25 protein-coding genes, 2 tRNA genes, 1 pseudogene and 1 riboswitch are annotated in these 22,334 nt (G+C 68.6%); of the genes and pseudogenes, 16 read left to right on the top strand and 12 right to left on the bottom strand.

The window, feature by feature from the left end:
• Positions 1–8: 8 nt before the first annotated feature.
• Positions 9–135, bottom strand: a riboswitch (cobalamin riboswitch).
• Positions 136–240: 105 nt separating this feature from the next.
• Together ACIBL3_RS27785 and ACIBL3_RS27790 are read right to left on the bottom strand one after the other, a co-directional pair.
• Positions 241–822, bottom strand: a complete 582-nt coding sequence (locus ACIBL3_RS27785; RefSeq protein WP_396356540.1) for a DinB family protein — start codon at positions 820–822, stop codon at positions 241–243.
• A gap of 81 nt (positions 823–903) precedes the next feature.
• Positions 904–2,178, bottom strand: a complete 1,275-nt coding sequence (locus tag ACIBL3_RS27790; protein WP_396356541.1) for a Fic family protein — start codon at positions 2,176–2,178, stop codon at positions 904–906.
• A 192-nt stretch (positions 2,179–2,370) separates the two neighbouring features.
• Between ACIBL3_RS27790 and ACIBL3_RS27795 the strand changes: the two genes are divergently transcribed.
• The 5 genes from ACIBL3_RS27795 (at position 2,371) to ACIBL3_RS27815 (ending at position 6,167) form a co-directional block, all read left to right on the top strand.
• Complete coding sequence (locus ACIBL3_RS27795; RefSeq protein ID WP_396356542.1) at positions 2,371–2,877, top strand: FxLYD domain-containing protein; 507 nt, start codon at positions 2,371–2,373, stop codon at positions 2,875–2,877.
• Between the two features lie 140 nt (positions 2,878–3,017).
• The gene (locus ACIBL3_RS27800; RefSeq protein ID WP_396356543.1) at positions 3,018–3,848 is read left to right on the top strand and encodes a class I SAM-dependent methyltransferase; all 831 of its coding nucleotides are present in this window, start codon (positions 3,018–3,020) and stop codon (positions 3,846–3,848) included.
• Between the two features lie 111 nt (positions 3,849–3,959).
• Entirely contained in the window at positions 3,960–4,952 is a 993-nt protein-coding gene (locus tag ACIBL3_RS27805; protein WP_396356544.1) for an alpha/beta fold hydrolase, read from the top strand.
• A gap of 76 nt (positions 4,953–5,028) precedes the next feature.
• Positions 5,029–5,493, top strand: a complete 465-nt coding sequence (locus ACIBL3_RS27810) for an SAM-dependent methyltransferase (protein WP_396356546.1) — start codon at positions 5,029–5,031, stop codon at positions 5,491–5,493.
• Between the two features lie 47 nt (positions 5,494–5,540).
• Positions 5,541–6,167: a class I SAM-dependent methyltransferase gene (locus tag ACIBL3_RS27815; RefSeq protein ID WP_396356547.1), complete on the top strand. Its 627-nt coding sequence runs from the start codon at positions 5,541–5,543 to the stop codon at positions 6,165–6,167.
• Between the two features lie 25 nt (positions 6,168–6,192).
• Here the strand turns inward: ACIBL3_RS27815 and ACIBL3_RS27820 are convergent, their stop codons facing one another.
• The 6 genes and pseudogenes from ACIBL3_RS27820 to ACIBL3_RS27845 form a co-directional block, all read right to left on the bottom strand.
• Positions 6,193–6,381 (bottom strand): hypothetical protein, encoded by a 189-nt coding sequence (locus tag ACIBL3_RS27820; RefSeq protein WP_396356594.1) that lies wholly within the window; start codon positions 6,379–6,381, stop codon positions 6,193–6,195.
• Positions 6,291–6,647: a hypothetical protein gene (locus tag ACIBL3_RS27825; protein ID WP_396356548.1), complete on the bottom strand. Its 357-nt coding sequence runs from the start codon at positions 6,645–6,647 to the stop codon at positions 6,291–6,293. Before ACIBL3_RS27825 ends, ACIBL3_RS27820 begins: the two co-directional genes overlap by 91 nt.
• 92 nt (positions 6,648–6,739) lie before the next feature.
• Positions 6,740–7,096 (bottom strand): annotated as a pseudogene (locus ACIBL3_RS27830) (KUP/HAK/KT family potassium transporter); the annotation flags it as partial.
• Entirely contained in the window at positions 7,018–7,350 is a 333-nt protein-coding gene (locus ACIBL3_RS27835; RefSeq protein WP_396356549.1) for a KUP/HAK/KT family potassium transporter, read from the bottom strand. The gene ACIBL3_RS27835 and the pseudogene ACIBL3_RS27830, both read right to left, overlap by 79 nt.
• The gene (locus ACIBL3_RS27840; protein WP_396356550.1) at positions 7,286–8,146 is read right to left on the bottom strand and encodes a 3-methyladenine DNA glycosylase; all 861 of its coding nucleotides are present in this window, start codon (positions 8,144–8,146) and stop codon (positions 7,286–7,288) included. The genes ACIBL3_RS27835 and ACIBL3_RS27840 overlap by 65 nt, the downstream gene beginning before the upstream one ends.
• Entirely contained in the window at positions 8,143–8,625 is a 483-nt protein-coding gene (locus tag ACIBL3_RS27845) for a GNAT family N-acetyltransferase (protein ID WP_396356551.1), read from the bottom strand. The genes ACIBL3_RS27840 and ACIBL3_RS27845 overlap by 4 nt, the downstream gene beginning before the upstream one ends.
• Before the next feature lie 41 nt (positions 8,626–8,666).
• Here ACIBL3_RS27845 and ACIBL3_RS27850 point away from each other — a divergent pair, with 41 nt between their 5' ends.
• The 6 genes from ACIBL3_RS27850 (at position 8,667) to ACIBL3_RS27875 (ending at position 15,117) form a co-directional block, all read left to right on the top strand.
• Positions 8,667–9,455, top strand: coding sequence for a fumarylacetoacetate hydrolase family protein (locus ACIBL3_RS27850; RefSeq protein ID WP_396356552.1), 789 nt, complete (start codon positions 8,667–8,669; stop codon positions 9,453–9,455).
• Positions 9,448–10,965 carry a glutamate--tRNA ligase gene (gltX, locus tag ACIBL3_RS27855; RefSeq protein ID WP_396356553.1) on the top strand — a complete coding sequence of 506 codons (1,518 nt, stop codon included), beginning with the start codon at positions 9,448–9,450 and terminating at the stop codon, positions 10,963–10,965. Before ACIBL3_RS27850 ends, gltX begins: the two co-directional genes overlap by 8 nt.
• Positions 10,965–11,873: a lysostaphin resistance A-like protein gene (locus ACIBL3_RS27860; protein WP_396356554.1), complete on the top strand. Its 909-nt coding sequence runs from the start codon at positions 10,965–10,967 to the stop codon at positions 11,871–11,873. Before gltX ends, ACIBL3_RS27860 begins: the two co-directional genes overlap by 1 nt.
• Before the next feature lie 117 nt (positions 11,874–11,990).
• Positions 11,991–12,062: transfer RNA gene (locus ACIBL3_RS27865), tRNA-Gln, on the top strand.
• Positions 12,063–12,140: 78 nt separating this feature from the next.
• Positions 12,141–12,216 (top strand) — tRNA-Glu (locus tag ACIBL3_RS27870).
• Positions 12,217–12,306: 90 nt separating this feature from the next.
• Positions 12,307–15,117, top strand: a complete 2,811-nt coding sequence (locus ACIBL3_RS27875) for a LuxR C-terminal-related transcriptional regulator (RefSeq protein ID WP_396356555.1) — start codon at positions 12,307–12,309, stop codon at positions 15,115–15,117.
• Here ACIBL3_RS27875 and ACIBL3_RS27880 read toward each other — a convergent pair.
• On the bottom strand, positions 15,058–15,624 hold the full coding sequence (locus ACIBL3_RS27880; protein WP_396356556.1) for an HdeD family acid-resistance protein: 567 nt from the start codon (positions 15,622–15,624) through the stop codon (positions 15,058–15,060). The two genes, ACIBL3_RS27875 and ACIBL3_RS27880, sit on opposite strands and share 60 nt — an antisense overlap.
• 71 nt (positions 15,625–15,695) lie before the next feature.
• Between ACIBL3_RS27880 and ACIBL3_RS27885 the strand changes: the two genes are divergently transcribed.
• Complete coding sequence (locus ACIBL3_RS27885; RefSeq protein ID WP_396356557.1) at positions 15,696–16,205, top strand: 2'-5' RNA ligase family protein; 510 nt, start codon at positions 15,696–15,698, stop codon at positions 16,203–16,205.
• On the opposite strand, the gene ACIBL3_RS27890 is transcribed toward ACIBL3_RS27885, so the two are convergent.
• Positions 16,197–16,916, bottom strand: coding sequence for an IclR family transcriptional regulator (locus tag ACIBL3_RS27890; RefSeq protein ID WP_012922430.1), 720 nt, complete (start codon positions 16,914–16,916; stop codon positions 16,197–16,199). The two genes, ACIBL3_RS27885 and ACIBL3_RS27890, sit on opposite strands and share 9 nt — an antisense overlap.
• 110 nt (positions 16,917–17,026) lie before the next feature.
• Here ACIBL3_RS27890 and leuC point away from each other — a divergent pair, with 110 nt between their 5' ends.
• From leuC to ACIBL3_RS27910, 4 genes are all read left to right on the top strand, one after another.
• The gene (leuC, locus tag ACIBL3_RS27895) at positions 17,027–18,457 is read left to right on the top strand and encodes a 3-isopropylmalate dehydratase large subunit (RefSeq protein ID WP_396356558.1); all 1,431 of its coding nucleotides are present in this window, start codon (positions 17,027–17,029) and stop codon (positions 18,455–18,457) included.
• A 13-nt stretch (positions 18,458–18,470) separates the two neighbouring features.
• On the top strand, positions 18,471–19,070 hold the full coding sequence (gene leuD, locus ACIBL3_RS27900) for a 3-isopropylmalate dehydratase small subunit (RefSeq protein ID WP_396356559.1): 600 nt from the start codon (positions 18,471–18,473) through the stop codon (positions 19,068–19,070).
• 253 nt (positions 19,071–19,323) lie between these two features.
• Positions 19,324–20,466, top strand: coding sequence for a magnesium/cobalt transporter CorA (gene corA / locus ACIBL3_RS27905; RefSeq protein ID WP_396356560.1), 1,143 nt, complete (start codon positions 19,324–19,326; stop codon positions 20,464–20,466).
• 292 nt (positions 20,467–20,758) lie between these two features.
• On the top strand, positions 20,759–21,340 hold the full coding sequence (locus tag ACIBL3_RS27910; protein ID WP_396356562.1) for an HU family DNA-binding protein: 582 nt from the start codon (positions 20,759–20,761) through the stop codon (positions 21,338–21,340).
• A gap of 111 nt (positions 21,341–21,451) precedes the next feature.
• Here the strand turns inward: ACIBL3_RS27910 and ACIBL3_RS27915 are convergent, their stop codons facing one another.
• Both ACIBL3_RS27915 and cofC read right to left on the bottom strand, forming a co-directional pair.
• Positions 21,452–21,658, bottom strand: coding sequence for a hypothetical protein (locus ACIBL3_RS27915; RefSeq protein ID WP_396356563.1), 207 nt, complete (start codon positions 21,656–21,658; stop codon positions 21,452–21,454).
• A gap of 1 nt (position 21,659) precedes the next feature.
• A complete protein-coding gene (cofC, locus tag ACIBL3_RS27920) occupies positions 21,660–22,331 on the bottom strand; it encodes a 2-phospho-L-lactate guanylyltransferase (RefSeq protein ID WP_396356564.1) in 672 nt (223 codons plus the stop codon).
• Positions 22,332–22,334 lie beyond the last annotated feature (3 nt).

Consider the following 22,334-nt stretch of genomic DNA (forward strand, 5'->3'; position numbering starts at 1 on the left):
CGCGCACCGGCGGTGCACGCGCCGGTGGCAGGTACTCGGACTTGCGGAAGGCTTCCGCTCACCGTTGCGGGGCAGCTCCGGAGTCGCACCGGATTCCCCTGTTGCCTCGGAGTCACCCACATCTTGTGGTGTTGATGCCTCCAAACCACCAGCAGCAGTGATGCTAGGGGGAGGCTCCGACATTTTGTGGCACCGCCACGCCGCGTGTCGCACATCTTGTGGTCCCCACCGCTCCGCGTCTCAGGCCGCCGCCGCGTAGAGGTCCTGCAGCGTCATGATCTCCGAGCCGTGGTGGATCAGCTCTCGATTGAGACGCAGTACGACGTGGCCGAAAGGCTCGGCGGCGTCGAGCTCGGTCGCCTGGCTGAGGCCGACCGTCATCACCTGCTCCTCGTCCAGCGCGGCGACCGAGTCACGCCAGGCCTCGACCCAGTGCGTCAGCCAGGCCACGGCGTCGCGGGCGTTCCCGTGCAGTGTGATGTCGGCACGTCCTTGCCGGCGCTCGCCGAAGGTCCACTCCCAGCGCTCGAAGAACATCTCGGTCAGGTGCGCGATCAGCCAGGCGATCGTGCGCGGCCCACGATGATCCGGCTCGTCCGGCCACTGCGCGACCCAGTCGCCGGACCCGAGCGATCGGAACCGGCCGGCGTAGTGCCGCCGGACGACGGTCAGCGCCTCGCCGCTCGGCTGCCAGAAGTACTGCTCGTCGGTCAGTTCCGCGAGCCGGCCGGACAACACCATCCAGCTGAAGCCGAGCTGCCCGCGGACCATCGCCATCGCCGATGGGCGGTACAGGATGTCCCATTCGAACGGCTCCGGCATCACGGTTCCTCACGCTCCCGATCGGATTTTGCGGCAAGATCGAACATGTGTTCGAATTGTTGCCCGAACGGGAGGAGAAAGTCAATGAGCGCGGTGTGTCGGTTCTGGCCTCGACGGCACGGGTCTGCTAGGCGGTTCGATGCGGGTATCGGCTGCCGGGCTGGCGAAACGCCGCTCCAGCAAGGTGAAGGCCTCGATCAGTTCGGGGGCCTCGTAGACGCGGTTGCGGCGGCCGTCGGTGACCTCCCGCAGGATGCGGGCTTCGACCAGCCGGGCGAGCGCCTGGTTGGCGGCCTGTTGCGACCGGTCGATCAGCTGGGCCGCGCCGGCCAGGGTGAGCACCGGGGCGGCGGGCAGCGTCTCGATCAACAACTCCACGGCCGAGCCGGCCCGCACAGGTGCGGCGCGTTCTCGCCAGGCGGCCTTGAGGTCGGCCGCCGTTCGCTCGAAGCGAGCGGCCTCCGCGGTGGCGTGGGTGCACGCGGCGGCGAACATCAGCAGCCACTGGTTGGCTGCCGTGCGGGCCCGTGGCGTGGTCGGCTTGCCAACATGCCGGAAGGCGGTGAGCGCCTCGATGTACTGCGTCGCGTGGGTCGCGAGCGACAGCGACACCGGCGGGACCGTCCGCTCGACCAGTCCTTCCGCGCGCAGGATCAGGTGGATCAGTGCGCGCCCGGTCCGTCCGTTGCCATCGGCAAAAGGATGGACAGTCTCGAACTGTGCGTGCGCGATCGCGGTCTTCGCCAGCACCGGCAGGCGGGACTCACGGACGAACGCCATCAGGTCGGCGAGCAACTCCGGGATCAGCTGCGCCGGCGGCGGGACGTAGTACGCCTCGGCGGGGGAGCGGCCGCCGATCCAGTTCTGCAGGTACCTGACCTCGCCGCCGAGTTCCGGCGTCGGCGAGTGCGCCATCAGTCGTCGGTGGGCTTCCATCAGGTGCTCGACCTCGAGCTTGTCGCCGGCCTGCACGGACTCGGTCACCCAGGTCATCGCGTCCACCGCGCCGAGCACTTCCTCGGCGGTCACGTCACGCTGTCGCTCCCGCAGTACCTCGGCCTTCAGCAGGCGTCGTGCGCCGACGACCAGTCCCTCGATCTGCGAGGAGCCGACCGCCTCGGCCCGCAGCAGCAGTCGCGCCAACGCCTCGCTGTTCGTCAGTACGGCGGCCGTCGCGTCCAGCCGGGCGAGATCCCCGGCCGCGTCCTCCAAGGCGGCCAGCACCTCGTCGCTCAAGTCGAACGTCCGCCCGACCAGGGGATCGGGGAAGTACAGCTCGTACGACCCGCCCAGCCGCTCTGCCCGGGTGAACCCGTCGGGGTGCCCAGGCCACCGATGCAACTCCACCCGCGCCATGACTATGTCCCTTCCGTGTTCAAGCTTACTCCATAACCTTGAACAAGGTGCCGAGGAGGTGAAGGAGAGTGAGACCGAATCGTGATTACTCAGCGTTGCAATCCGGGGTAGAGTCACGCGGAGTGACGCGCCGGGGGAACAGCCGAGAGGCTGCGGCGCCGCCACGTCTGACCGTTTTCCGAGGGGGGAATCGTGACGCAGTACCCGCAGAAGCAGCATGCCCACTTCCAGCCGCCACCGCCGTACCAGCAGCCGCCGAAGAAGAAGCACACGGTCCGGAACGTCTTTCTCGTTCTGCTGGCCTTGAGCTTCCTCGGCCTCGGTGGCTGTGTGGCCTTCGTCGCCTCGGCCGGCGACGAGATCGCGAAGAGCGTGGAGGAGTCGACGGCGCGCATCGAACCGCAGGAAGTCACTGTGGGGAAGGCATTTTCGATCGGCAAGCACCAGACGCTGGCCGGTTGGACGGTGACCAGCCAGGCCGAGATGTTCTCGGTCACCGGCAAGGTGAAGAACATCAGCGACACCACCTCGACCGCCTTCCTGCACTTCAAGTTCCTCAGCAAGACCGGCGAGGTGCTGGGCAACGTCCAGTGCAACAGCAGCGACCTGGAGCCGGGCCAGACCCAGGTGCTGAACTGCGTTCCGGACGGGCGGTTCAGCAGGGCGTACGTGAAGGTCACCGCCGAAGCGACGTTCTGACGACGGGGGTGTGCCCCGCCGTCCGGCGGGGCCCACGTCATGACTGTGAGTGAGTACGTCCGATGAGTATGAGCGCGGACGTATGGACCTGGGCTTGGGCAGACTGGGCCGTGGCTGAACGTCAGAGGACGGAGGGGTCAGTGAGCCTGGACGCGGAGACTCGGGAAATGGTGGCGGCCAACGAGGCGGACTGGGACGCGCGGGCGCCGTTGCACGCGGCCAGCCAGTTCTACAGCCAGCCGGCGGAGTACTGGTTCGCGGACTACGAGTGGGAGGATCTCGGTCCACTCGACGGCCGCGACGTACTGCACCTGCAATGTCACCTCGGGACCGAGACGATCGCGTTCGCACGTCGTGGGGCCCGGACCGTTGGGTTGGACCTGTCGGCGAAGTCACTCGAGGAAGCGCGCCTGATCGCGGCCGAGGCGGGGCAGTCGGTCGAGTATGTGCACGCCAACGTGTACGACGCCGCCGAGGCCGTGCGGGGTCGTCAGTTCGACATCGTCTACACCGGCAAAGGAGCTCTCTGTTATCTGCCGGATCTGCAGCCCTGGGCGAAGGTTGTCCGCGACCTGCTCAAGCCCGGCGGCGCTGTCTACATCGTCGAGTTCCACCCACTCCTGAACGCGCTCCGGCCAGTGTCGCTGCCCGGCGAGTCCGAAGACCTGACGATCCGCACCGACTACCTCGAAGGCCGCGGCCCGATCGCGCACGACTCGACTGTCACCTACACCGGCGACGAGGTCCCCGGCCGTCAACGCAGCTACGAATGGCGTCACGGCCTCGGCGAACTCGTCACCACCCTCGCCGCTACCGGCTTCACCATCACGAGCCTCCGCGAGTCCGAAGTCCTCCAATGGCCCCGCTGGCCATCCATGCAGCAAACCCCACAGGGCTGGTGGCACCTCCCCACCGAGGCTCCGCGCGTCCCACTCCTCTTCGCACTCAAAGCGATCAGGGCCGCCCTGTAGTCCGCGTCTCAAAATCAAAAGTGAGCTGTGTCATCTGCTGCGGTGTCACGCTCGGTCCAGCTGGCGTGTCCGGACGTACGAACATCAGTCGGACCAAGCCGAGGGGTCATCGTGGTCAACCTGGACGACACATCTCACTCCGCGACCGCCCGGCCGGCGCGCAAGCGACGCTGGCGCCGTTGGTTGGCGGCTGTGCTGGCAGTGGTGGTGGCTGCGCTGCTGTTCGGCGCGTACGGCTGGCAGCCGGCCGAGGACGGCCGCGCATTCCGCTCGCCCTATCTGGCTCAGGTCGGATCGCGGTACGCCGAGACGCCGATCGCCCGCTTCCACTACATCCAGGCCGGATCCGGCGCGCCGGTGATCCTGCTCTCGCCCGGCGGTACCTCTGTCATCGGCTGGAAGGATCAGGTTGACGTGCTGGCGCGCGACCACACGGTGTACGTGGTCGATCTTCCCGGCCAGGGCTACACCCAACTCAAGGATTCCGGCTTCGCCTTCGACCTGGATGCCATGGTCTCCGCCGTCGGCACGTTCATGGACAGCCTCGGCGTCCGGCAGGCCGCCCTGGCAGGCAACTCCTGGAGTGGCGGCTGGGCCCTGGCCTTCGCCCAGCGCCACCCAGATCGTGTCACCAAGCTTGCGCTGCTGGACGCCACCGGGCTGGACGAGCGGGGCACCCTGATGTGGGAGTCCCTGAAGATTCCCGTCGTCGGCGAACTGGCGGTCAAGCTGTCCACCGGCAAGTCCACGGTCCGCGGTCTGGCCGAGGGCATGCTGGTCAACAAGGACCGCCTGACCGAGCAACTGCTGGAAGAGTGGTGGGCTCCGATGACCTTCCACGACAACATGCGCGCCACCTATCTCCTGGAACGACGCCTGGACTGGGCACGGTCCGAAGACGCGCTCCCCGCCACCAAGACCCCGACCCTGGTGCTGTGGGGCAAGCAGGACACCATCCAGCCTGTCGAGCGCGCCCACCGTTTCGCGGAACTACTCCCGAACGACCAACTCGTGATCCTGGACGGCTGCGGCCACGTCCCCCAGCTCGACTGCCCGGAACAGGTGAACCGTCACCTCCAGGAATTCTTCGCAGTACGACCGTGACGGCTGCGACACATCGTCGGCCGGAGCTGCCGAGCCGCGCCGTCGTGATCAGCCGTCTGACCAGAGGAGGAACGCTGTGCAAACCGTTGTGCTGGAGCCTGTCGGGACTGTTCTCGGAGGGCGCCGCGAGGCGTCGGACGACGATTGGAACGCCGAGCAGGCGCTGATCCGTCTCGACAGGACCCGCTTCGGGCTGGAGTCTGTCGCCGGGTTGGACTCCTTCTCACACCTGGAGGTGGTGTTCCAATTCCATCTCGTCGAGCCTGCCTCGATCACTACCGCTGCCCGCCACCCGCGGGGCAACCCGGACTGGCCCAAGGTCGGCATCTTCGCCCAGCGCGGCAAGAACCGCCCGAATCTGCTGGGCGTCTCCCGCTGCCGGCTGCTCGCCGTCGACGGTCTCGACCTCCAGGTGCGCGGCCTGGACGCCATCGACGGGACACCGGTTCTGGACATCAAGCCCTACATGGCCGAGTTCGGCCCACAAGGTCCAACGGCGCAACCGGAGTGGGCAACCGAGCTGATGCGCGACTACTACTGACCCGGTACGGCGGCGACGACCGCGCCAGCCGTTTCTAGAATGCGCTGATGAGTGACAGGGCACAGCGTGAGAGTGATCTGATCGACTACTACACCAACGAGGTGCGGGACCGCCGCGATCGGGAGCTGCCCGACTCCAGGGTCGACGTACGGACGAGCTTCCTCGGTCAACTGCACGCCGAGGGCCGCCGATCGGTGGTGGAGATCGGCTGTGGACCTGGCCGCGACGGACAGGCGTTCGCCGCCGCTGGGCTGGACTACACCGGCGTCGACCTGGCGCCGGCGAGCGTCGAGGCTTGCCGCTCACTTGGTCTGCAGGCGTACGTCGGGTCGGCGCTCGGGTTGCCGTTCGACGATGGCGTGTTCGAGGCGGGCTGGACGATGAGCACGTTGCTTCACGTCGCAGACGAGGATCTCGACGCTGCGTTGGCGGAGATCGTGCGGGTGCTGCGTCCGGGTGCTCCGTTGGGGATCGGCCTGTGGGGTGACGAAGTCGGCGGAGAGCGGGTCTGGCAGGACGACACTGGTCACGGGCCCGGTCGGTTCTTCAGCATTCGCACCGACACAGCTGTCCAGGAAGCCCTGGCTCGCCACGGCGCAGTCGAGCACTGGCAGACCTGGCGCAACGACAGCCCGATGCATTACCAGTGGGCCGTGCTTCGCACACCGGCCTGAGCTCGTCCGGGCGGGGCTGCTCCTGCTAGCGGCGTTGCTGCGGCCCGCGGATCGCGACGTACAGCAGTGAGACGCCGGCGGCCGCGATGATCGGGCCGACGATGGCCCAGAAGCTGCTGCCGGTCATCGAGCTGCCCTCGAGATAGCCGAGCCCCTGGAACGTGAAGACGGCGCCGCAGACGGTGAGCAGGACGCCGAGCGCAATCGCCACAATCTTCCCCATGACACGAGCCTAGACGCTGCCGGGCGACTCTGGGGCGACGACCAGACGCTGATGTGCGAGCCCATGATCACAACTCGGTCGCGGGGCAGGCCGAAGTACTCCGCGGCGTCCGCGGTGATCCCGGAAGTGGCCACGAACAGGCGCTTGCGCCACCGCGGCATATCGGGGGAGTCGCCGACCCCGAGCTCGATGGTGGACAGGAAGTACGACGTCTCCGCCAGCTCGACCGACAGCTCGCAGGTCTGATCGGCCCCCACCCGCAGCGCCAGCGGGACGGTCTCCTTGCCCGGTTCAGGAACACCGCCGCGCCCGCGAGCCGGCGGACCGGCCGCTCGTGCAGCGCGTCTACGGTGAACACCGTGATCCCGATCAGCAGTGGCAGCCAGGCGCTGTGGGTCAGCTTGGTCAGGTTGGCGGCCAGGAAGAGCAGTTCGACGGTCAGGAACACGGCGGCGCCGCCGATCACCACCCAGATCGGCTTACCCCACTGGCGCCTGACGATGTAGAAGAACAGCACGGTGGTGATGGTGACCGTCCCGGTGACCGCCATCCCGAACGCGTACGCGAGGGCCGCCGACGTCTGGAAGGCGAACACGAGCGTGAGCACGGAGATCATCAGCGCCCAGTTCACCCAGGGCACGTAGATCTGGCCGACGGTCTCGTCGGAGGTGTGCTTGATCCGCAGTCGCGGCAGGTACCCGAGCTGGACGGCCTGGTGATCGGAGCCCGGCCGAAGTGGCCGAGGTCTGCATTAGCGCCCAGCAGCACGTACTTGATCGTCACGATCAGCGTGACGGCCCAGAAGATCAGCGAGATGATCCCGAACACGCTGTCGGTCGACGCGGCGACCGGATGCGGCTGCGGGTCCCCTGAGCATGGCTGGTCAAGGCCGCATTCAACCACCCGGCTGGAGAAGTTCGTCGCACAAGGCAACGAGTTGCCGCCGCAACGGCAACGCACGGGCGGCGAATGAACGCTGCGCGGTCGCGTACTCCGCCTTCCCGGCCGGCGTCTCGATCATGACCGGCTGATAGCCAAGAGCCGACAGGTCGTACGGCGAGGCACGCATGTCCAGCGTGCGGATGTCCCGGGCGAGCTCGAAACATTCCAGGACCAAAGCGCTCGGCGTGAACGGCATCAGCTTGCCGGCCCACTTGTAGAGGTCCATGTTGGCGTGCAGACAGCCACCCTGCTCCAGCGCAGGCTGGGTCTGCCGAGTGGGTTGCAGGACGTTCAGCCCGCGCGCCGGCGCCGTGAAGAACCGGAACGCATCGAAGTGCGAGCAGGCGATCTTGTGCGACTCGACCACCCGATCGGTGCCCTCGGCACCTAACCGCAACGGCCACTTCTCATGCCGTACGTCGGACGTCCGGTAGACCATCGCCCATTCGTGCATCCCGAAGCACCCGAACTGCGGCTGCCGGTCCGCGGTCGCTGCCAGCAACTCACGGATCCACTGAGTGCTGTCGCGCCGGCGCTCGACCTCGCCCGGATCCAGGCCGGTCACCCCGTCGACGGACGTGTAGCCGCGGCGTCCGTCGTACTCGGGGGCGTCGAGGAGCCGGACGCCGGGGCCCGGGTGCCAGACGCGGAGCTGGTTGGGGCGGGTGGGGTAGTAGGTGAAGAGGAAGTCCTCGACCGGGTGCGCTTCGCGGCGACGCCGGCGATCCAGGTGGTCCGCGACCAGCGAGTCGACGCGGGCGCCGTGGGCGTCAGCCGACGACGTCCATTCCGAGCGGGTCAGGGTGGCAGTCACAGGTCCAGTGCGAAGGCGTAGAGATCGATGTCGGCGAGCGGCGACCAGTCCCGCTCGGGCAGGCGGACGAAGCCGAGGCGCTCGTAGATGTGGTGTGCGGCCGCCATGTACGACGCACTGCTCAGCACGATCCGGGACAGCCCGAGCTCTCGGGTGCGCTCGATGCAGCGCACGGTCAGCGCTGTCCCGATGCCCAGCCCACGGGCCCGACCGGGTACGGCGAGCAGCCGGAACTCACCCTCGTCGTCCAGGCCGATCTCCCGGTAGACCGACCCGGGTGGACAGTAAGTAACCGTGCCGAGCAGACCAGTAGCGTCCGCCGCGACCCAGAGCTCCGCCTTCGCAGCCCGGTCCGCCGCAGCGCGCACGGTCTGCGCGTATCCGGGCTTCAGGAACCCGTCGTGCGCATACGCCTCCGCGGCCAGCACACCGACCGCGTCGTACTCGGTCGGCAGCGCAAGGCGGATCTCGACAGTCACCGGATAACTGTCTCATCCCGGCCCGACGGTAGGCTCGGGCCGTGCGTATCGCCAGATTCTCCGTGGACGACGAGCCGAGGTACGGCGTCGTCGAGACCGACGACCCCGAAGGGCTCGTCGGCACCGTCTCCGTGCTCGACTCGGACCCGCTCTACCGGCCGGTCCAGTTCACCGGGGAGAAGCTGCAACTGGCCGACGTCCGGCTGCTCGCGCCGGTGATCCCGCGCAGCAAGGTGGTCTGCGTCGGGCGGAACTACGCCGCGCACGCGGCGGAGCTCGGCAACGAGGTCCCCAAGGAGCCGATGATCTTCCTCAAGCCGAACACGAGTGTGATCGGCCCGCGCGACGGCATCGTGTACCCCGAGCAGACCAACAACCTGCACTTCGAGGGCGAGCTGGCGATCGTGATCGGCCGGATCTGCCGGGACCTGCCCAAGGAGCGGGTCAACGAGGTGATCTTCGGTTACACGGTGGCCAACGACGTCACCGCGCGCGACCTGCAGCAGAGCGACGGGCAGTGGGCCCGGGCCAAGGGGTACGACACGTTCTGCCCGCTCGGCCCGTGGATCAGCACCGAGCTCGACGTGTCCGACCTGCAGGTCACCACGACGGTGAACGGCGAGCCGAAGCAGGACGGGCGGACCTCGCAGTTCATCTTCGGCATCCCGGAGGTGCTGGCCTACATCACCTCCTTCACCACGCTGCTGCCCGGCGACGTGGTGCTCACCGGCACCCCGGCGGGGGTCGGCCCGATGCTGCCCGGCGACGAGGTGTCGGTCAGCGTCGAAGGAATCGGAACTCTGACGAACAAGGTGATCGTGCGTGACTGACGACGTGCTGGGCGACCTGGAGCCGACCAAGGTGCGGGTGCGCTTCCCACCGTCCCCGACCGGGCTGCTGACGGTCGGCAACATCCGCAGCGCCCTGTTCAACTGGGCGTTCGCGAGGCACTACGGCGGCACGCTGGTGCTCCGGATCGAGGACACCGACCAGGCCCGGAACACTCCGGAGGCCCTCGGCTACACCCTCGAGTCGCTGCGCTGGCTCGGCCTGACCTGGGACGAGGGCCCCGAGGTCGGCGGCGAGTACGGCCCGTACAAGCAGTCCGAGCGGATGGACGTCTACGCCGACGTCGTGGCCAAGCTGCTGGCCGCCGGCAAGGCGTACCACTGCTACTGCTCGCAGGAGGAACTCGACCAGCGCCGTGAGGCCGCCCGCACCGCCGGGCAGCACAGCGGGTACGACGGGCACTGCCGCAAGCTCACCGAGGAGCAGGTCAAGGCGTACGTCGACGAGGGCCGGCGGCCCGTGGTCCGGCTGCGGATGCCGGACCGGCCGATCGTGTTCGACGACCTGGTCCGCGGCGAGATCACCTTCCTGCCGGAGAACCTGGGCGACTACGTCCTGGTCCGGGCGAACGGCTACCCGCTCTACCCGCTGGTGAACCCGGTCGACGACGCGCTGATGGAGATCACCCACGTGCTGCGGGGTGAGGACCTGCTCCCGTCGACGCCCCGCCAGATCGCGCTCTACGAGGCATTGGCCGAGATCGGCGTCGGCGGCGGCCGGACGCCGCGGTTCGGGCACCTGCCGTTCGTGATGGGCACCGAGGGCAACAAGAAGCTGTCCAAGCGCGACCCCGGCGCCGGCCTCGGCGAGTACATGGAGCGCGGCTTCCTGCCCGAGGGCCTGCTGAACTACCTGGCCCTGCTCGGCTGGTCGATCGCCGACGACCGCGACGTGTTCACGATGGCGGAGATGGTCGAGGCCTTCGACATCCGCAAGGTGAACGCGAACGCGGCCCGGTTCGACCCGAAGAAGTGCGAGGCGATCAACGCCGCGCACATGCGGATGCTCCCGGCCGACGACTTCGGCAGCCGGATGATCCCGTTCCTGGCCAAGGCCGGGGTGCTCCCGGTCGAGCCGTCGGCGGACCAGCTCGCCGTCCTGCAGGCCGCCGTACCGCTGGTGCAGGAGCGGATGAACTCGCTGTCGGAGTCCGTCGAGATGCTCGGCTTCCTGTTCGTCGACGAGGCCGCGTTCACCCTCGACCCGGATGCCGCCGGCAAGGTGCTCACCGGTGACGCGGGCGCCGTCCTGGAGGCGGCGGTGAAGGCGCTGGCCGACGTCGACTGGACCACCGAGGCGATCGAGGCGGCCCTGCGGACGTCGCTGATCGAAGGACTCGGCCTGAAGCCGAAGAACGCGTTCGGGCCGGTCCGGGTGGCGATCTCCGGGCGCCGGATCTCACCGCCGCTGTTCGAGTCGCTGGAACTGCTCGGCCGGGAGAAGTCGCTGCACCGGCTCGAGCGGGCCCGCGCGTCCCTGCTGGCGGAGTGATGCCTGACGCGACCCCGGCGCCGTACCACCGGCTGCTGCGCAACCCGATCACGCCGAGCGGCTACGTCGTCCTCGGTGCCTTCACGATCTATGCCGGCTGGATCTTCGCCAGCCTGGTGATCGCGCTCGTCCAGCAGGGCATCCGCAAGGATCCTGAAGGCACCGTCTCGTGGTTCGGGCTGCTGGCGACGAACCTGTCGCTGATCGTGCTGATCCCGCTCTGCATGCTGGTGGCGCAGAAACTCAACCGCCAGGCGCCGGGGCTGCTGTCCTCGGTGATCGGTCGGGTGCGCTGGCAGCCGCTGGCCGTATTCGCGGCGGCCGCCGTACTGATCGAGCTGGTGATGGTCGGCGTGATCCAGTTCGGCGGTGTCGAGACATTGGGCGACGGCGGCGGCGGGATCGCGCCCGACGCGGCTGGGGTGATTGCGGTCACGTTGCTCACGTCGACGTTCCAGGCCGCGGGGGAGGAGTACTTCTTCCGCGGCTACCTGCTGCAGGCGGTCGGTGCGCTGGTGCGGAGCTCGGTGATCGCGATCCTCGTCACCACCTTGCTGTTCACGATGGCGCACGGGATCTGGCCGTGGGAGAGCCCGGCGCTGTTCCTCGACCGGTTCGCGTTCGGGCTGGTGGCCGGCTTCCTCGTCGTGCGCACCGGCGGCCTGGAGGCGTCGATCGCGGTGCACGCGGCGAACAACGTGGTGACGTTCGTCTTCGCGGCTCTGACCGACAGCGTGGGCGACAGCCTGGGCGCCAAGGACGCGCCCTGGGGGCTCGTGCTCGCCGACGTGGCGAAGTTCGTCGCGTTCGGCCTGGTGGCGCTGTGGATCGCGCGGCGGATGAAGCTGGCGACTGTGTGCGACCTGCCGTTGACCGCCGCGCCGATGCCAGGCAAGAGGCTGGTGTGACGGGAGTGACAACCCGCCCGGGGGACCTCGTTTTGGTGTCTCGGCCCTTGCTCGGGTACTCTCTTCGAGCCAGGTTGTGAGGGCGGAGACAAGCTCACAGCGGCAGTGAAATGCCTTTGGGGTATGGGGTAATTGGCAGCCCGTCTGATTCTGGTTCAGTTAGTCTAGGTTCGAGTCCTAGTACCCCAGCGGATTGGACCGCGCCGGTGAAAATCGGTAGAGTTCAGCCTCGTTGCCCGGTCCGAAAGGATCGGTCGACAACCCTCTGGCCCCGTTGTGTAGCGGCCTAGCACGCCGCCCTCTCAAGGCGGTAGCGCGGGTTCGAATCCCGTCGGGGCTACCAGAGTAAGCGCCTCACACCCTCCGGTGTGAGGCGCTTAATGGTTTCCGGACCCGTCGCACCCGGGCGCATGATGGTGGAGTGGGCGGGGCGATGGTCGGGCGCGAGAGGGAGCTCGCACTGATCGAAGGCTTGATGGCTCGGCTGCCGGGGGCGGCGTCGGCCGTTGCCGTCGTGCGCGGTGAAGCCGGGATCGGGAAGACGACGCTGGTTCGCGCCGCCGTCGCGGATGCCGACGCTGCCGGTCTTCGGATCCTGAGCGGTGCGTGCGCGCCGTTGTCCGGAACGGTGGCGTATGGCGGACTGGACGCGGCACTCGGGGTCGGTCAGGCAACCGCCGGCGAGGTGTTCACCTCGGTCGCGGCGGGTCGCGCCTGGGCCGCGGAGTCGATGCTGCGAACGGTTGGCGAGATCGCCGAGGGCGGCGCGGTGCTCGTTGTCGAGGACCTGCACTGGGCGGACGTGTCGACGCTCGACTTCATCGCCCACCTGAGCCGCAACCTGCCCGCGACCGGTCTGCTGGTCTTGCTGACCTGGCGGGACGAGGAAACCGATCCCGAGCGAGCACGGTGGCTGAGCGAGCAGGTGCGCGGTCCGTTCGTCACCGACCTGCCGCTTCGCCGGCTCACCCTCGAGGAGACCACCCGCCAGCTGCCGGAGTGCTCCGCAGAGTTGCTGGCCGCGGTGTACGGACGCAGCGCGGGCAACCCGTACCTCAACGCGGAGCTCGCTCGTGATGGCGCGAATCCGTCGGAGTCGCTGCGTCAGGTGTTGGTGTCGAGGCTCGGCGCCGTCGAGATGCCGGCCCGGACCGTGGTCGCTGCCGCCGCGACACTTGGCCGCCCGCTGACCGACGACGAGATGCTTGCCGCGGCCTCGGGTGACCCCGACGCCGTTTGGCAGGCCTGCGAGGCCGGCCTGATGGTGCGCGATCCCGGACGCGGGTCCTCCGCTCGACACCCCGTGCTGGCCGAGGTCGCATACGAACGGTTGCTGTCGCGCGATCGACGACAGCTGCACACCAGGATGGCGGGACACCTGGAGACAGTTCTGCCTGTGCGGCCGACCGCCGCCGCGGTCGCGGAAGTGGCCGAGCAGTATCGGCGCGCGGATGAGCCTGACGACGGGCTCGTCTGGTCGGTGCGCGCCGCGGTGGCCGCCGAGCAGCACTACGCGATCGCTGAGGCCGGCCACTGGTACGCCGTCGCCGCGGAGCTGTGGGATTCGGCCCGCAAGGTGCGGGACGACGTACCGGAGAAGCTGGCACTGCTGGTGTCCGCGGCGACTCACCTTGCGTCGGTCGGTCAGACAGACACCGCCGTGGCGCTGTTGGACGGCGATCTGGCGGCCATGTCCGATACCGACGAGGAAGTCGTGCGGGCGGCCCTTTCCCGCTGCTGGCTCGGAACCACTGTGGGAAACACTGAGCAGGCGCTGCGCGACGTCGAACTCGCTCAGCGGTTGACGTCTGTGCACGACGAAGCAACGTGGGCCCGGGTCTGCGCTGCCCGCGCGATGGCGCTCGGCACCTGCTCGCGATGGGACGAAGCGCTCGGCCCGGCAAGGACCGCGCTCGAGCTCGGCGCCAAGTGCGGAGACCTCCGCACCGTCGGGATAGTGCATGGCATGCTCGGCTCCGCGGTTGGTCTCGAAGGTCGCCTGTCCGAGGCGCTCGGGCATCGAGAGACGGCCCTCGCGATCGCGTACAAACTGGCCGAGCCCGAGGATCTCGCTCTGGCCGGAGTCGTGCTGACCGACCTCTACTGGCGGCTCGGAGACCCGGACCGAGCCGCGAAGGTCGCGGCACTCGTCCGGCGAGAGGTCGGCCGGCTGATGCTGGGACGGCACTGGCTGGAGGACATCATGGACGGCAACGTCGTCCAGGCCTTCTACGACGCGGGTCGGTGGGACGAGGCGATCGACTGGATGCCTGACCCGAGGGATGCGTCCGACCTGGGATTCTTCCAGGGCGTGCTGCAACTGGTGCACCTGGCGCGTGGTGACCTGGCAGCCGCCGAGGAAATGCAAGCCCAGGTCGAGGTACTCAGCGAGCGTGACCAACCGCAGTTTCTGGTCATGTACGGCGAGGCGCGCGCCCGACTCCTGCTCCTCACCGGACACCCCGGCGAGGCGCTCGACGTGGTCCTGTCGGTCGCGCGGACGATGCCGGACCACATCTTCGGACCTGACGATGCGGCAGACCTGCTGACGGCCGGCCTCGAGGCGGCCGGCACCGCCGCTGCGCCCGAGCGGCTCGAACAGTTGGTCGGATTGCTCGGCGAGGTGATGACGACGGGCCGCACCGGGGCCGCCGTGAGCGCGGTCATCAGCGGCGAGCGATCCCGGGCGACGGGCGCCAACGAACCAGACCCATGGTTGATCGCGGCAAGGGAGTGGGCCGCGGCCGGCCGGCCGTACGACGAGGCGCGGGCACGCCTGCGTGCGGCCGAGGCGATCCTGGCCAGCCGGTCAGGCGCTGACGCCCGGCGGACCGCCGCCGAACAACTCACCGCCGCACGACGGATCTCCGAACGTCTGGGTGCGATGCCGTTGCTCGAACAGATCGACAAACTTGCACGACTCGCCCGCGTCGACACGGGATCACCTGACCCGGCCGCCGTCCAAGCAGAGCCTGAGGTGCCGCAGGGACTGACGGACCGGGAGCAGCAGGTGCTCGCTCTACTCGCAGCAGGCCGCACCAATCGGGAGATCGGCGATGCCCTCTACATGAGTCCCAAGACCGCGAGCGTGCACGTGACGCACATCCTGGCGAAGCTCGGCGTCGAGAGCCGGGTCCAGGCTGCCGCCATGGCGGTTCGCCTGGGCCTCGACAAACCCCAGCCGTCAGGCGGGGGACGGAGTGGTCGTGGTGGCCGGGCCGCTGAGGGTTCGGCGGACGCTTAGGCCGGCGACGATCAGGACGACGCCCCAGAGCAGCGCGACGCAGCCGAGGAACACGGCGATGCCGACGGCGGCGGCTCCCGGGTTGGCGACGAACAGGATGCCGATCAGGATCGACAGGGCCGCGTTCAGGACCAGCAGCCAGCGTGGCATCACGTGGTTGCTGCTGAACGCTCCGAAGAGTTCGAACAGGCCGCGCACGATCAGCCAGATGCCGAGGATCCAGGTCAGCGTCACCGCCGCCACACCCGGGCTGAAGATCGCGAAGAACGCCGCCACCAGGGCGATCACCCCGAGCAGCACCAGCCACACCCGGCCGCCCTTGGACTCCGGCCGGAACGCCTGGATCAGCGACCCGATGCCGTCCATCAGGGCCCAGAAGCCCCACAGCAGCGCCAGGGCGATCGCGGTTTCGATCGGCCAGACGATCGCCAGGATGCCGAACACGACACCGATGGCTCCCCGGATGAGCAGTGACTTCCAGCCGATTGTGAGCCACTCACGCTCCATGTCCCCACCTCCCAAGGCCATCGTGACCGCGCGACCGGCGGCGCACAACGGCCCGGGCGTACTGTGCCGGTATGGCGCTGGCGGTGTGCCTGCTGTTCGATCGGCGCTCCGACCGGATCCTGCGGGCGTTGTGGGACCGGCTGGAGGACCTCGGCGTACCGACGCTGAAGTCGCACACGCACGGGCGGCACGTGCCGCACCTGTCCCTTGCGGTGCTGCGGGAATGGGACCAGGAGAAGGTGACAGAAGCCGTCCAGCCGTTGATGGACGGGCCGGTCAGTCTGTACTTCGACGCGCTTGGGACGTTCCGGCGCGGCCGGGCCTGGCTGGTGCCGGCGGTCGGCGTCGACGTACTGGAGCTTCAGGAGAAGGCAGTCTCGGCGGTCCGGGAGACCGGCGCCGATCTTCACCGCCACTACGAACCAGGGCGCTGGGTGCCGCACTGCACCCTCGCGCCCCGTGTGCCACTGGCTTCGCTACCGATCCTCGCGGCGGCCGTGTACGACGTCCTGCCGCTGGAGACCACCGCCGACCATGCCGCTCTGATCGACAGCGGCACCGGTCAGGTCTGGCTACTCTGACGCGCGGCGCAACGCCTCCGAGAGGCGCTCGGCGGCGGCCATCACGGCTGGGGCGTGCATGCGACCGGGCTGGCGGGACAAGCGCTCGATCGGGCCGGAGACGGACACCGCGGCGATCACCTTGCCGCTGGGGGAGCGGACCGGAGCCGACACGGACGCGACGCCCTGCTCCCGTTCGCCAACCGAGTGGGCCCAGCCACGGCGCCGTACGCCGGCCAGCGCAGCGGCGTTGAAGGTCGCGTTGTGGAGGCCGCGGTGCATCCGCTCCGGGTCCTCCCAAGCGAGCAGTATCTGAGCGGCGGAGCCGGCGGCCATCGTCAGCTGACTGCCGACCGGCACAGTGTCGCGCAGGCCGGAAGGACGCTCGGCGGCAGCAACACAGACGCGGTACTCACCCTGACGGCGGAACAGTTGGGCCGACTCACCGGTGATGTCGCGCAGTCGCGCCAGCACCGGACCGGCTGTCGCCAGCAGTCGGTCCTCACCGGCAGCGGAGGCCAACTCGCTCAGTCGCGGGCCGAGCACGAACCGTCCCTGCATGTCCCGTCCGACCAGCCGGTGGTGCTCGAGCGCCACCGCGAGCCGGTGCGCCGTCGGGCGCGCAAGACCGGTGGCCGCGACCAGCCCGGCCAGGGTCGCCGGCCCGGACTCGAGCGCGGACAGAACGAGGGCTGCTTTGTCGAGAACGCCGACTCCGCTAGAGTTGTCCATGAGACGATATTGCCGTCTCGAATCGTGGAACGCAAGTCGCTTCCGTGGCCCAGTTCAGAGCACTGTGAGCGATGAGGCACTTCACCACACACATCTCAAAGGAGAGTCTGATGGGTAGGACGTTGTCGGAAAAGGTCTGGGATGCGCACGTCGTGCGCCATGCCGACGGAGAACCCGACCTCCTCTACATCGACCTCCACCTGGTGCATGAGGTGACCAGCCCGCAGGCGTTCGACGGGCTCCGGCTGGCCGGCCGCCAGGTCCGGCGCCCGGACCTGACCATCGCCACCGAGGACCACAACGTCCCGACCTTCGACGTGGACAAGCCGATCGCCGACCCGGTGTCGCGCACGCAGGTGGACACGCTGCGCAGGAACGCCGAGGAGTTCGGGATCCGGATCCACACCCTCGGCGACCCGGACCAGGGCGTCGTGCACGTGATCGGCCCGCAGTTGGGCCTGACCCAGCCCGGGATGACCGTGGTCTGCGGTGACAGCCACACCTCCACCCACGGCGCGTTCGGCGCGATTGCCTTCGGCATCGGCACAAGCGAGGTCGAGCACGTGCTGGCCACCCAGACCCTGATGCAGGCCCGGCCGAAGACGATGGCCGTCACGGTCGACGGCGTCCTGCCCGACGGGGTCTCGGCCAAGGACCTGGTGCTGGCGCTGATCGCGAAGGTCGGCACCGGCGGCGGCCAGGGCTACATCGTGGAGTACCGCGGCGAGGCGATCCGCGCGCTGAGCATGGAAGCCCGGATGACGATCTGCAACATGTCGATCGAGTGGGGCGCCAAGGCGGGCATGATCGCGCCGGACGAGACCACGTTCGCCTACCTGCAGGACAAGCCGCACGCGCCGCAGGGCGTCGACTGGGAGGCCGCGGTCGAGTACTGGAAGAGCCTGGCCACCGACGACGACGCCACCTTCGACCGTGAGGTCGTGCTGCGCGCCGAGGACATCACGCCGTTCGTCACCTGGGGCACCAACCCGGGCCAGGGCATCCCGCTGTCGGAGAACGTGCCGTCGCCGGGCGACTTCGACAACGACAACGACAAGCGCGCCGCCGAGCGGGCGCTGGAGTACATGGGCCTGACCGCCGGGACGCCGATGCGCGAGATCCACGTGGACACGGTGTTCCTGGGCTCCTGCACCAACGGCCGGATCGAGGACCTGCGGGCCGCGGCCGGCGTGCTGGCCGGCCGGAAGGTTGCCGAGGGCACCCGGATGCTGGTGGTCCCGGGCTCCGGCCGGGTCCGGCTGCAGGCCGAGGCCGAGGGCCTGGACCGCATCTTCAAGGAAGCCGGCGCCGAGTGGCGGGGCGCGGGCTGCTCGATGTGCCTGGGCATGAACCCGGACCAGCTGGCTCCCGGCGAGCGCAGCGCCTCCACCTCGAACCGGAACTTCGAAGGCCGCCAGGGCAAGGGCGGTCGCACCCACCTGGTCTCGCCGCTGGTCGCCGCCGCGACCGCGGTCACCGGAACCCTCGCGGCCCCGGCGGACCTGGAGCCGCTGGAAGTCGCCGTACCCGAGAACGTCTGAGGAGAGCAGAGACATGGAAGCCTTCACCCAGCACATCGGTACGGCGGCCCCGCTGCGCCGCAGCAACGTGGACACCGACCAGATCATCCCGGCCGTCTACCTGAAGCGAGTCACCCGGACCGGCTTCGAGGACGGGCTGTTCGCGGCCTGGCGCAACGACTCCTCCTTCGTCCTGAACCAGCCGGAGTACGACGGGGTGTCGGTGCTCGTGGCCGGTCCGGACTTCGGCACCGGGTCGTCGCGCGAGCACGCGGTCTGGGCGCTGATGGACTACGGGTTCCGGGTCGTGGTGTCGTCGCGGTTCGGCGACATCTTCCGCGGCAACTCGGGCAAGGCCGGCCTGCTCGCTGCCCTGGTGACGCAGGACGTCGTCGAGCAGCTGTGGACCACGATCGAGACCGACCCGGGCACCAAGGTCACGGTCGACCTGGAGAACAAGACGATCTCGGCCGGTGACGTGTCCGCGCCGTTCGAGATCGACGACTACACCCGCTACCGGCTGCTGAACGGCCTGGACGACGTCGGCATCACGCTGTCGCACGAGTCCGACATCGCCGCCTACGAGGCGACCCGGCCGAGCTTCAAGCCGGCCACCCTGCCCGCCAAGGCCTGAGCCGTTCGAGTTGTCGCCGCCGTAACGCCGAGGACATCGGCGGCGATAACTCGGGTGTTACCCTTGCTGGGTTGTCAGAACAAGGTTGCGAGATCCGGGAGGTGAGGCGCGCATGAACAGCGAGCCCTCCAGACATACCGATCTCGCTCGACCTTTCAGGGGCTGATTCCTCTTCTTCTGATGCGGCCTGGGTGCCGCGGGGGTCGGGCAGACGTGCGCCCACACACACCCGCGACACCGCATTGGGGGACTCATGTCCGACCTCCGTATCCGTCCGCTGCGCGCGTTCAGCCGCACTCCCTTCCGCGCTCCCCGCCGGCCCGCTCCGGAGCAGGCCGAGCTGCAGATCCGCGACACCACGCCGAAGCCCCAAGGGCACAGTGTCGTCGACAGCGCGATCTACTGCGACGGCCGCCGGGTCGCGTCGCCGGAGTCGCTGGCCGAGACCTACCGCGTGCTGCACAAGGCGCCACACAGCCTGGCCTGGATCGGCCTGTACCGGCCGGACCGCCGCGAGCTCGACTCCCTGGCCCGGGAGTTCGACCTGCACGAGCTGGCGATCGAGGACGCGAACGAGGCCCATCAGCGGCCGAAGCTGGAGCGGTACGGCGACACGTTGTTCGTCGTACTCAAGGCCGCCCGCTACCGGGACGCGACCGAGGAGGTCGAGTTCGGCGAGGTGCACGTGTTCGTCGGCCCGGACTTCGTGGTGACGGTCCGGCATGCCGAGGCGCCCAACCTGGCGGCGGTACGGCGCCGCGTCGAACGCGACCCCGAGTTGCTGCAGCGCGGCACCGAGGCGGTCCTCTACGCGATCATGGACAAGGTCGTCGACGGTTACGCACCGGTCGTTGCGGGCCTGGAGAACGACATCGACGAGATCGAGACCGAGGTGTTCCGCGGCGACCCGAAGGTGTCGCGGCGCATCTACGAGCTGTCCCGTGAGGTGATCGAGTTCCAGCGCGCGACCCGGCCGCTGGTCGGCATGCTGGAGTCGCTGCGCGGCGGTTTCGAGAAGTACGGCGTCGACGAGGAACTGCAACGGTCGCTGCGGGACGTGGCCGACCACGTCACCGAGGTGGTGGAGAAGGTCGACGGCTTCCGCGAGCTGCTCCGCGACATCCTGACGGTGAACGCGACCCTGGTCGCCCAGCAGCAGAACGAGGAGATGAAGAGCCTCACGATCGCCAGCAGCGAGCAGAACGAAGAGGTGAAGCGGATCTCCGCGTGGGCGGCGATCCTGTTCGCCCCGACCCTGATCGGCACCGTCTACGGGATGAACTTCGACGTGATGCCGGAGCTGCACTGGCAGTACGGCTACCCGTTCGCGATCGGCCTGATGGCGTTGGTGTGTGGAGGTCTGCACCAGATCTTCAAGCGCCGCGGCTGGCTGTAAGGCGGTGACGCGAGGCCTCGACACGGCCCAGTCGGGACTGCGAACCTTGCGGGGAAAGGGTCGCTGAGGGCGGTTGCGAGGTGGTGACTGTTGGGGAGCGGATCGTTGCTCTGCAGGGATTCCGGGAGCTCCCGGAGGCCTCCAGAGGGCCGAATCGGGCCAAATTGTGGCACGAATCGCCCAAAACAAGGAAGAATTGCCGCGTTGGTGTTTGTGAACGGCGTGTTGAGTCCATAACGTTCACGTGAGATCGAGCGCTGTGCTCGACGCCTAGTGTTCACGGAGGGAAGCAGTGAACAAGAGTCAGTTAGTCGATGCGCTCGCAGTGCACTTCGACGGAAACCGCCGCCAGGCCCAGCACGCGTTGGAGTCGGTGATCGACACCGTAGAGCGCGAGCTGACCAAGAAGGGTGGCAAGGTCGCCATCACCGGGTTCGGTGCCTTCGAGGCCATCGAGCGTGGGGCGCGTATCGTGCGCAACCCGCGCACCGGTGAGACCAAGCGTGCCAAGAAGACCGTGGTTCCGAAGTTCCGCGCCGGTGCGGAGCTGAAGGCCGTTGTCTCCGGTGCGAAGAAGCTGCCGAAGCTGGTCGTTCCGAAGCCGGCCGCGACCAAGGCGGCCGCCCCGGCGAAGAAGGCCGCTCCGGCCAAGGCTGCGGCGACCAAGACGGCGGCGACCAAGACGGCAGCGACCAAGACCGCCGCCGCCAAGAAGACGGTGGCCAAGAAGGCCCCGGTGAAGAAGGCCCCGGCCAAGACCGTCGCGAAGAAGGCGCCGGCCAAGAAGGCCCCGGCCAAGACCGTTGCCAAGAAGGCGCCGGCCAAGAAGGCCCCCGCCAAGAAGGCTCCGGCGAAGCGCGCAGCTTCTCGCTGACCTTCAGCACTGCAGCACCGCAACATCAGCGAAGGCCGGTCACCCCGCTCCAGGGATGACCGGCCTTCGACGTGTCAGCACAGTGCCGTGTCAGGATGCCGGGGGCAACCTTCAGAGCTCGGTGATGAAGTCCACCTTGGTGACGGTCAGATCGGCCCCGGATCCGCTGGTCTCCAGCCGGACCCGCTGGCCGACCCGCAGATGACGGACGGGGGTGTCGGCCACCGCGTGCACGGTGAAGGGCAGTTCGATCCCGGTGTCGGTCAGCACCGCACCCGCGAAACTCTCGCTGTCGTAACGGCTCACGGTTCCCTGCATGTCAGCAGGCTAGACCCTCGGTCCCGGTGGCGGCACCGAGCACCAGCGACATCACGTCGGCGGTCGCCGGACCCACACCGAGTTGTACGGCGTGGGCCAGATCGGCCGCGGTGTCGACGTCACGCCGTACCGAGTCGATGCCGGACAACTCGATCGGCACCGCGCCAGACACTTGGTGGGCTAGTGCGGAACCCACGCCGAAGCGGGGATCCAGCGCGACACCGGGCGCTGCGGCGAGCAACGTTGTGCCGGTCCCGGGAAGGTCGACGACGAACGATCGCGGCGCCACACAAGCCGCCAGCACGGCGGTCAGCTCGGCCGGCCGCAGGGCCGGGAGGTCCGCGGAGAGGGCAACGACCCCAGTGTCCGGGAACTCCGCAGCGGCCACAGTGGCACCATGCAGCAAGGCTTCGTTCAGCCCCACGGACGGGAGGTCCGGCACCGCCAGCGCGCCGACCGCGGTCACGTCCGCGGCGACGACCGGGTCGTCGGTGACGACCAGGACGGCGCGGACCAGCGGAGAGGCGAGGGCGGCCGCAGTAGTGTCGACAGCGAAGGCGCGGGCGAGCTCAGGCCGGTGCTGGGGGTAGGCCGCAGCGAGCCGGCTCTTCGCGATCGCCGTACGCTTCACCGGGATCGCCAGGATCCAGGGAGCGACCTGTAGGTCTGCCATCAG

The organism is Kribbella sp. NPDC050124 (genome assembly GCF_044460355.1).
Lineage (GTDB): Bacteria > Actinomycetota > Actinomycetes > Propionibacteriales > Kribbellaceae > Kribbella.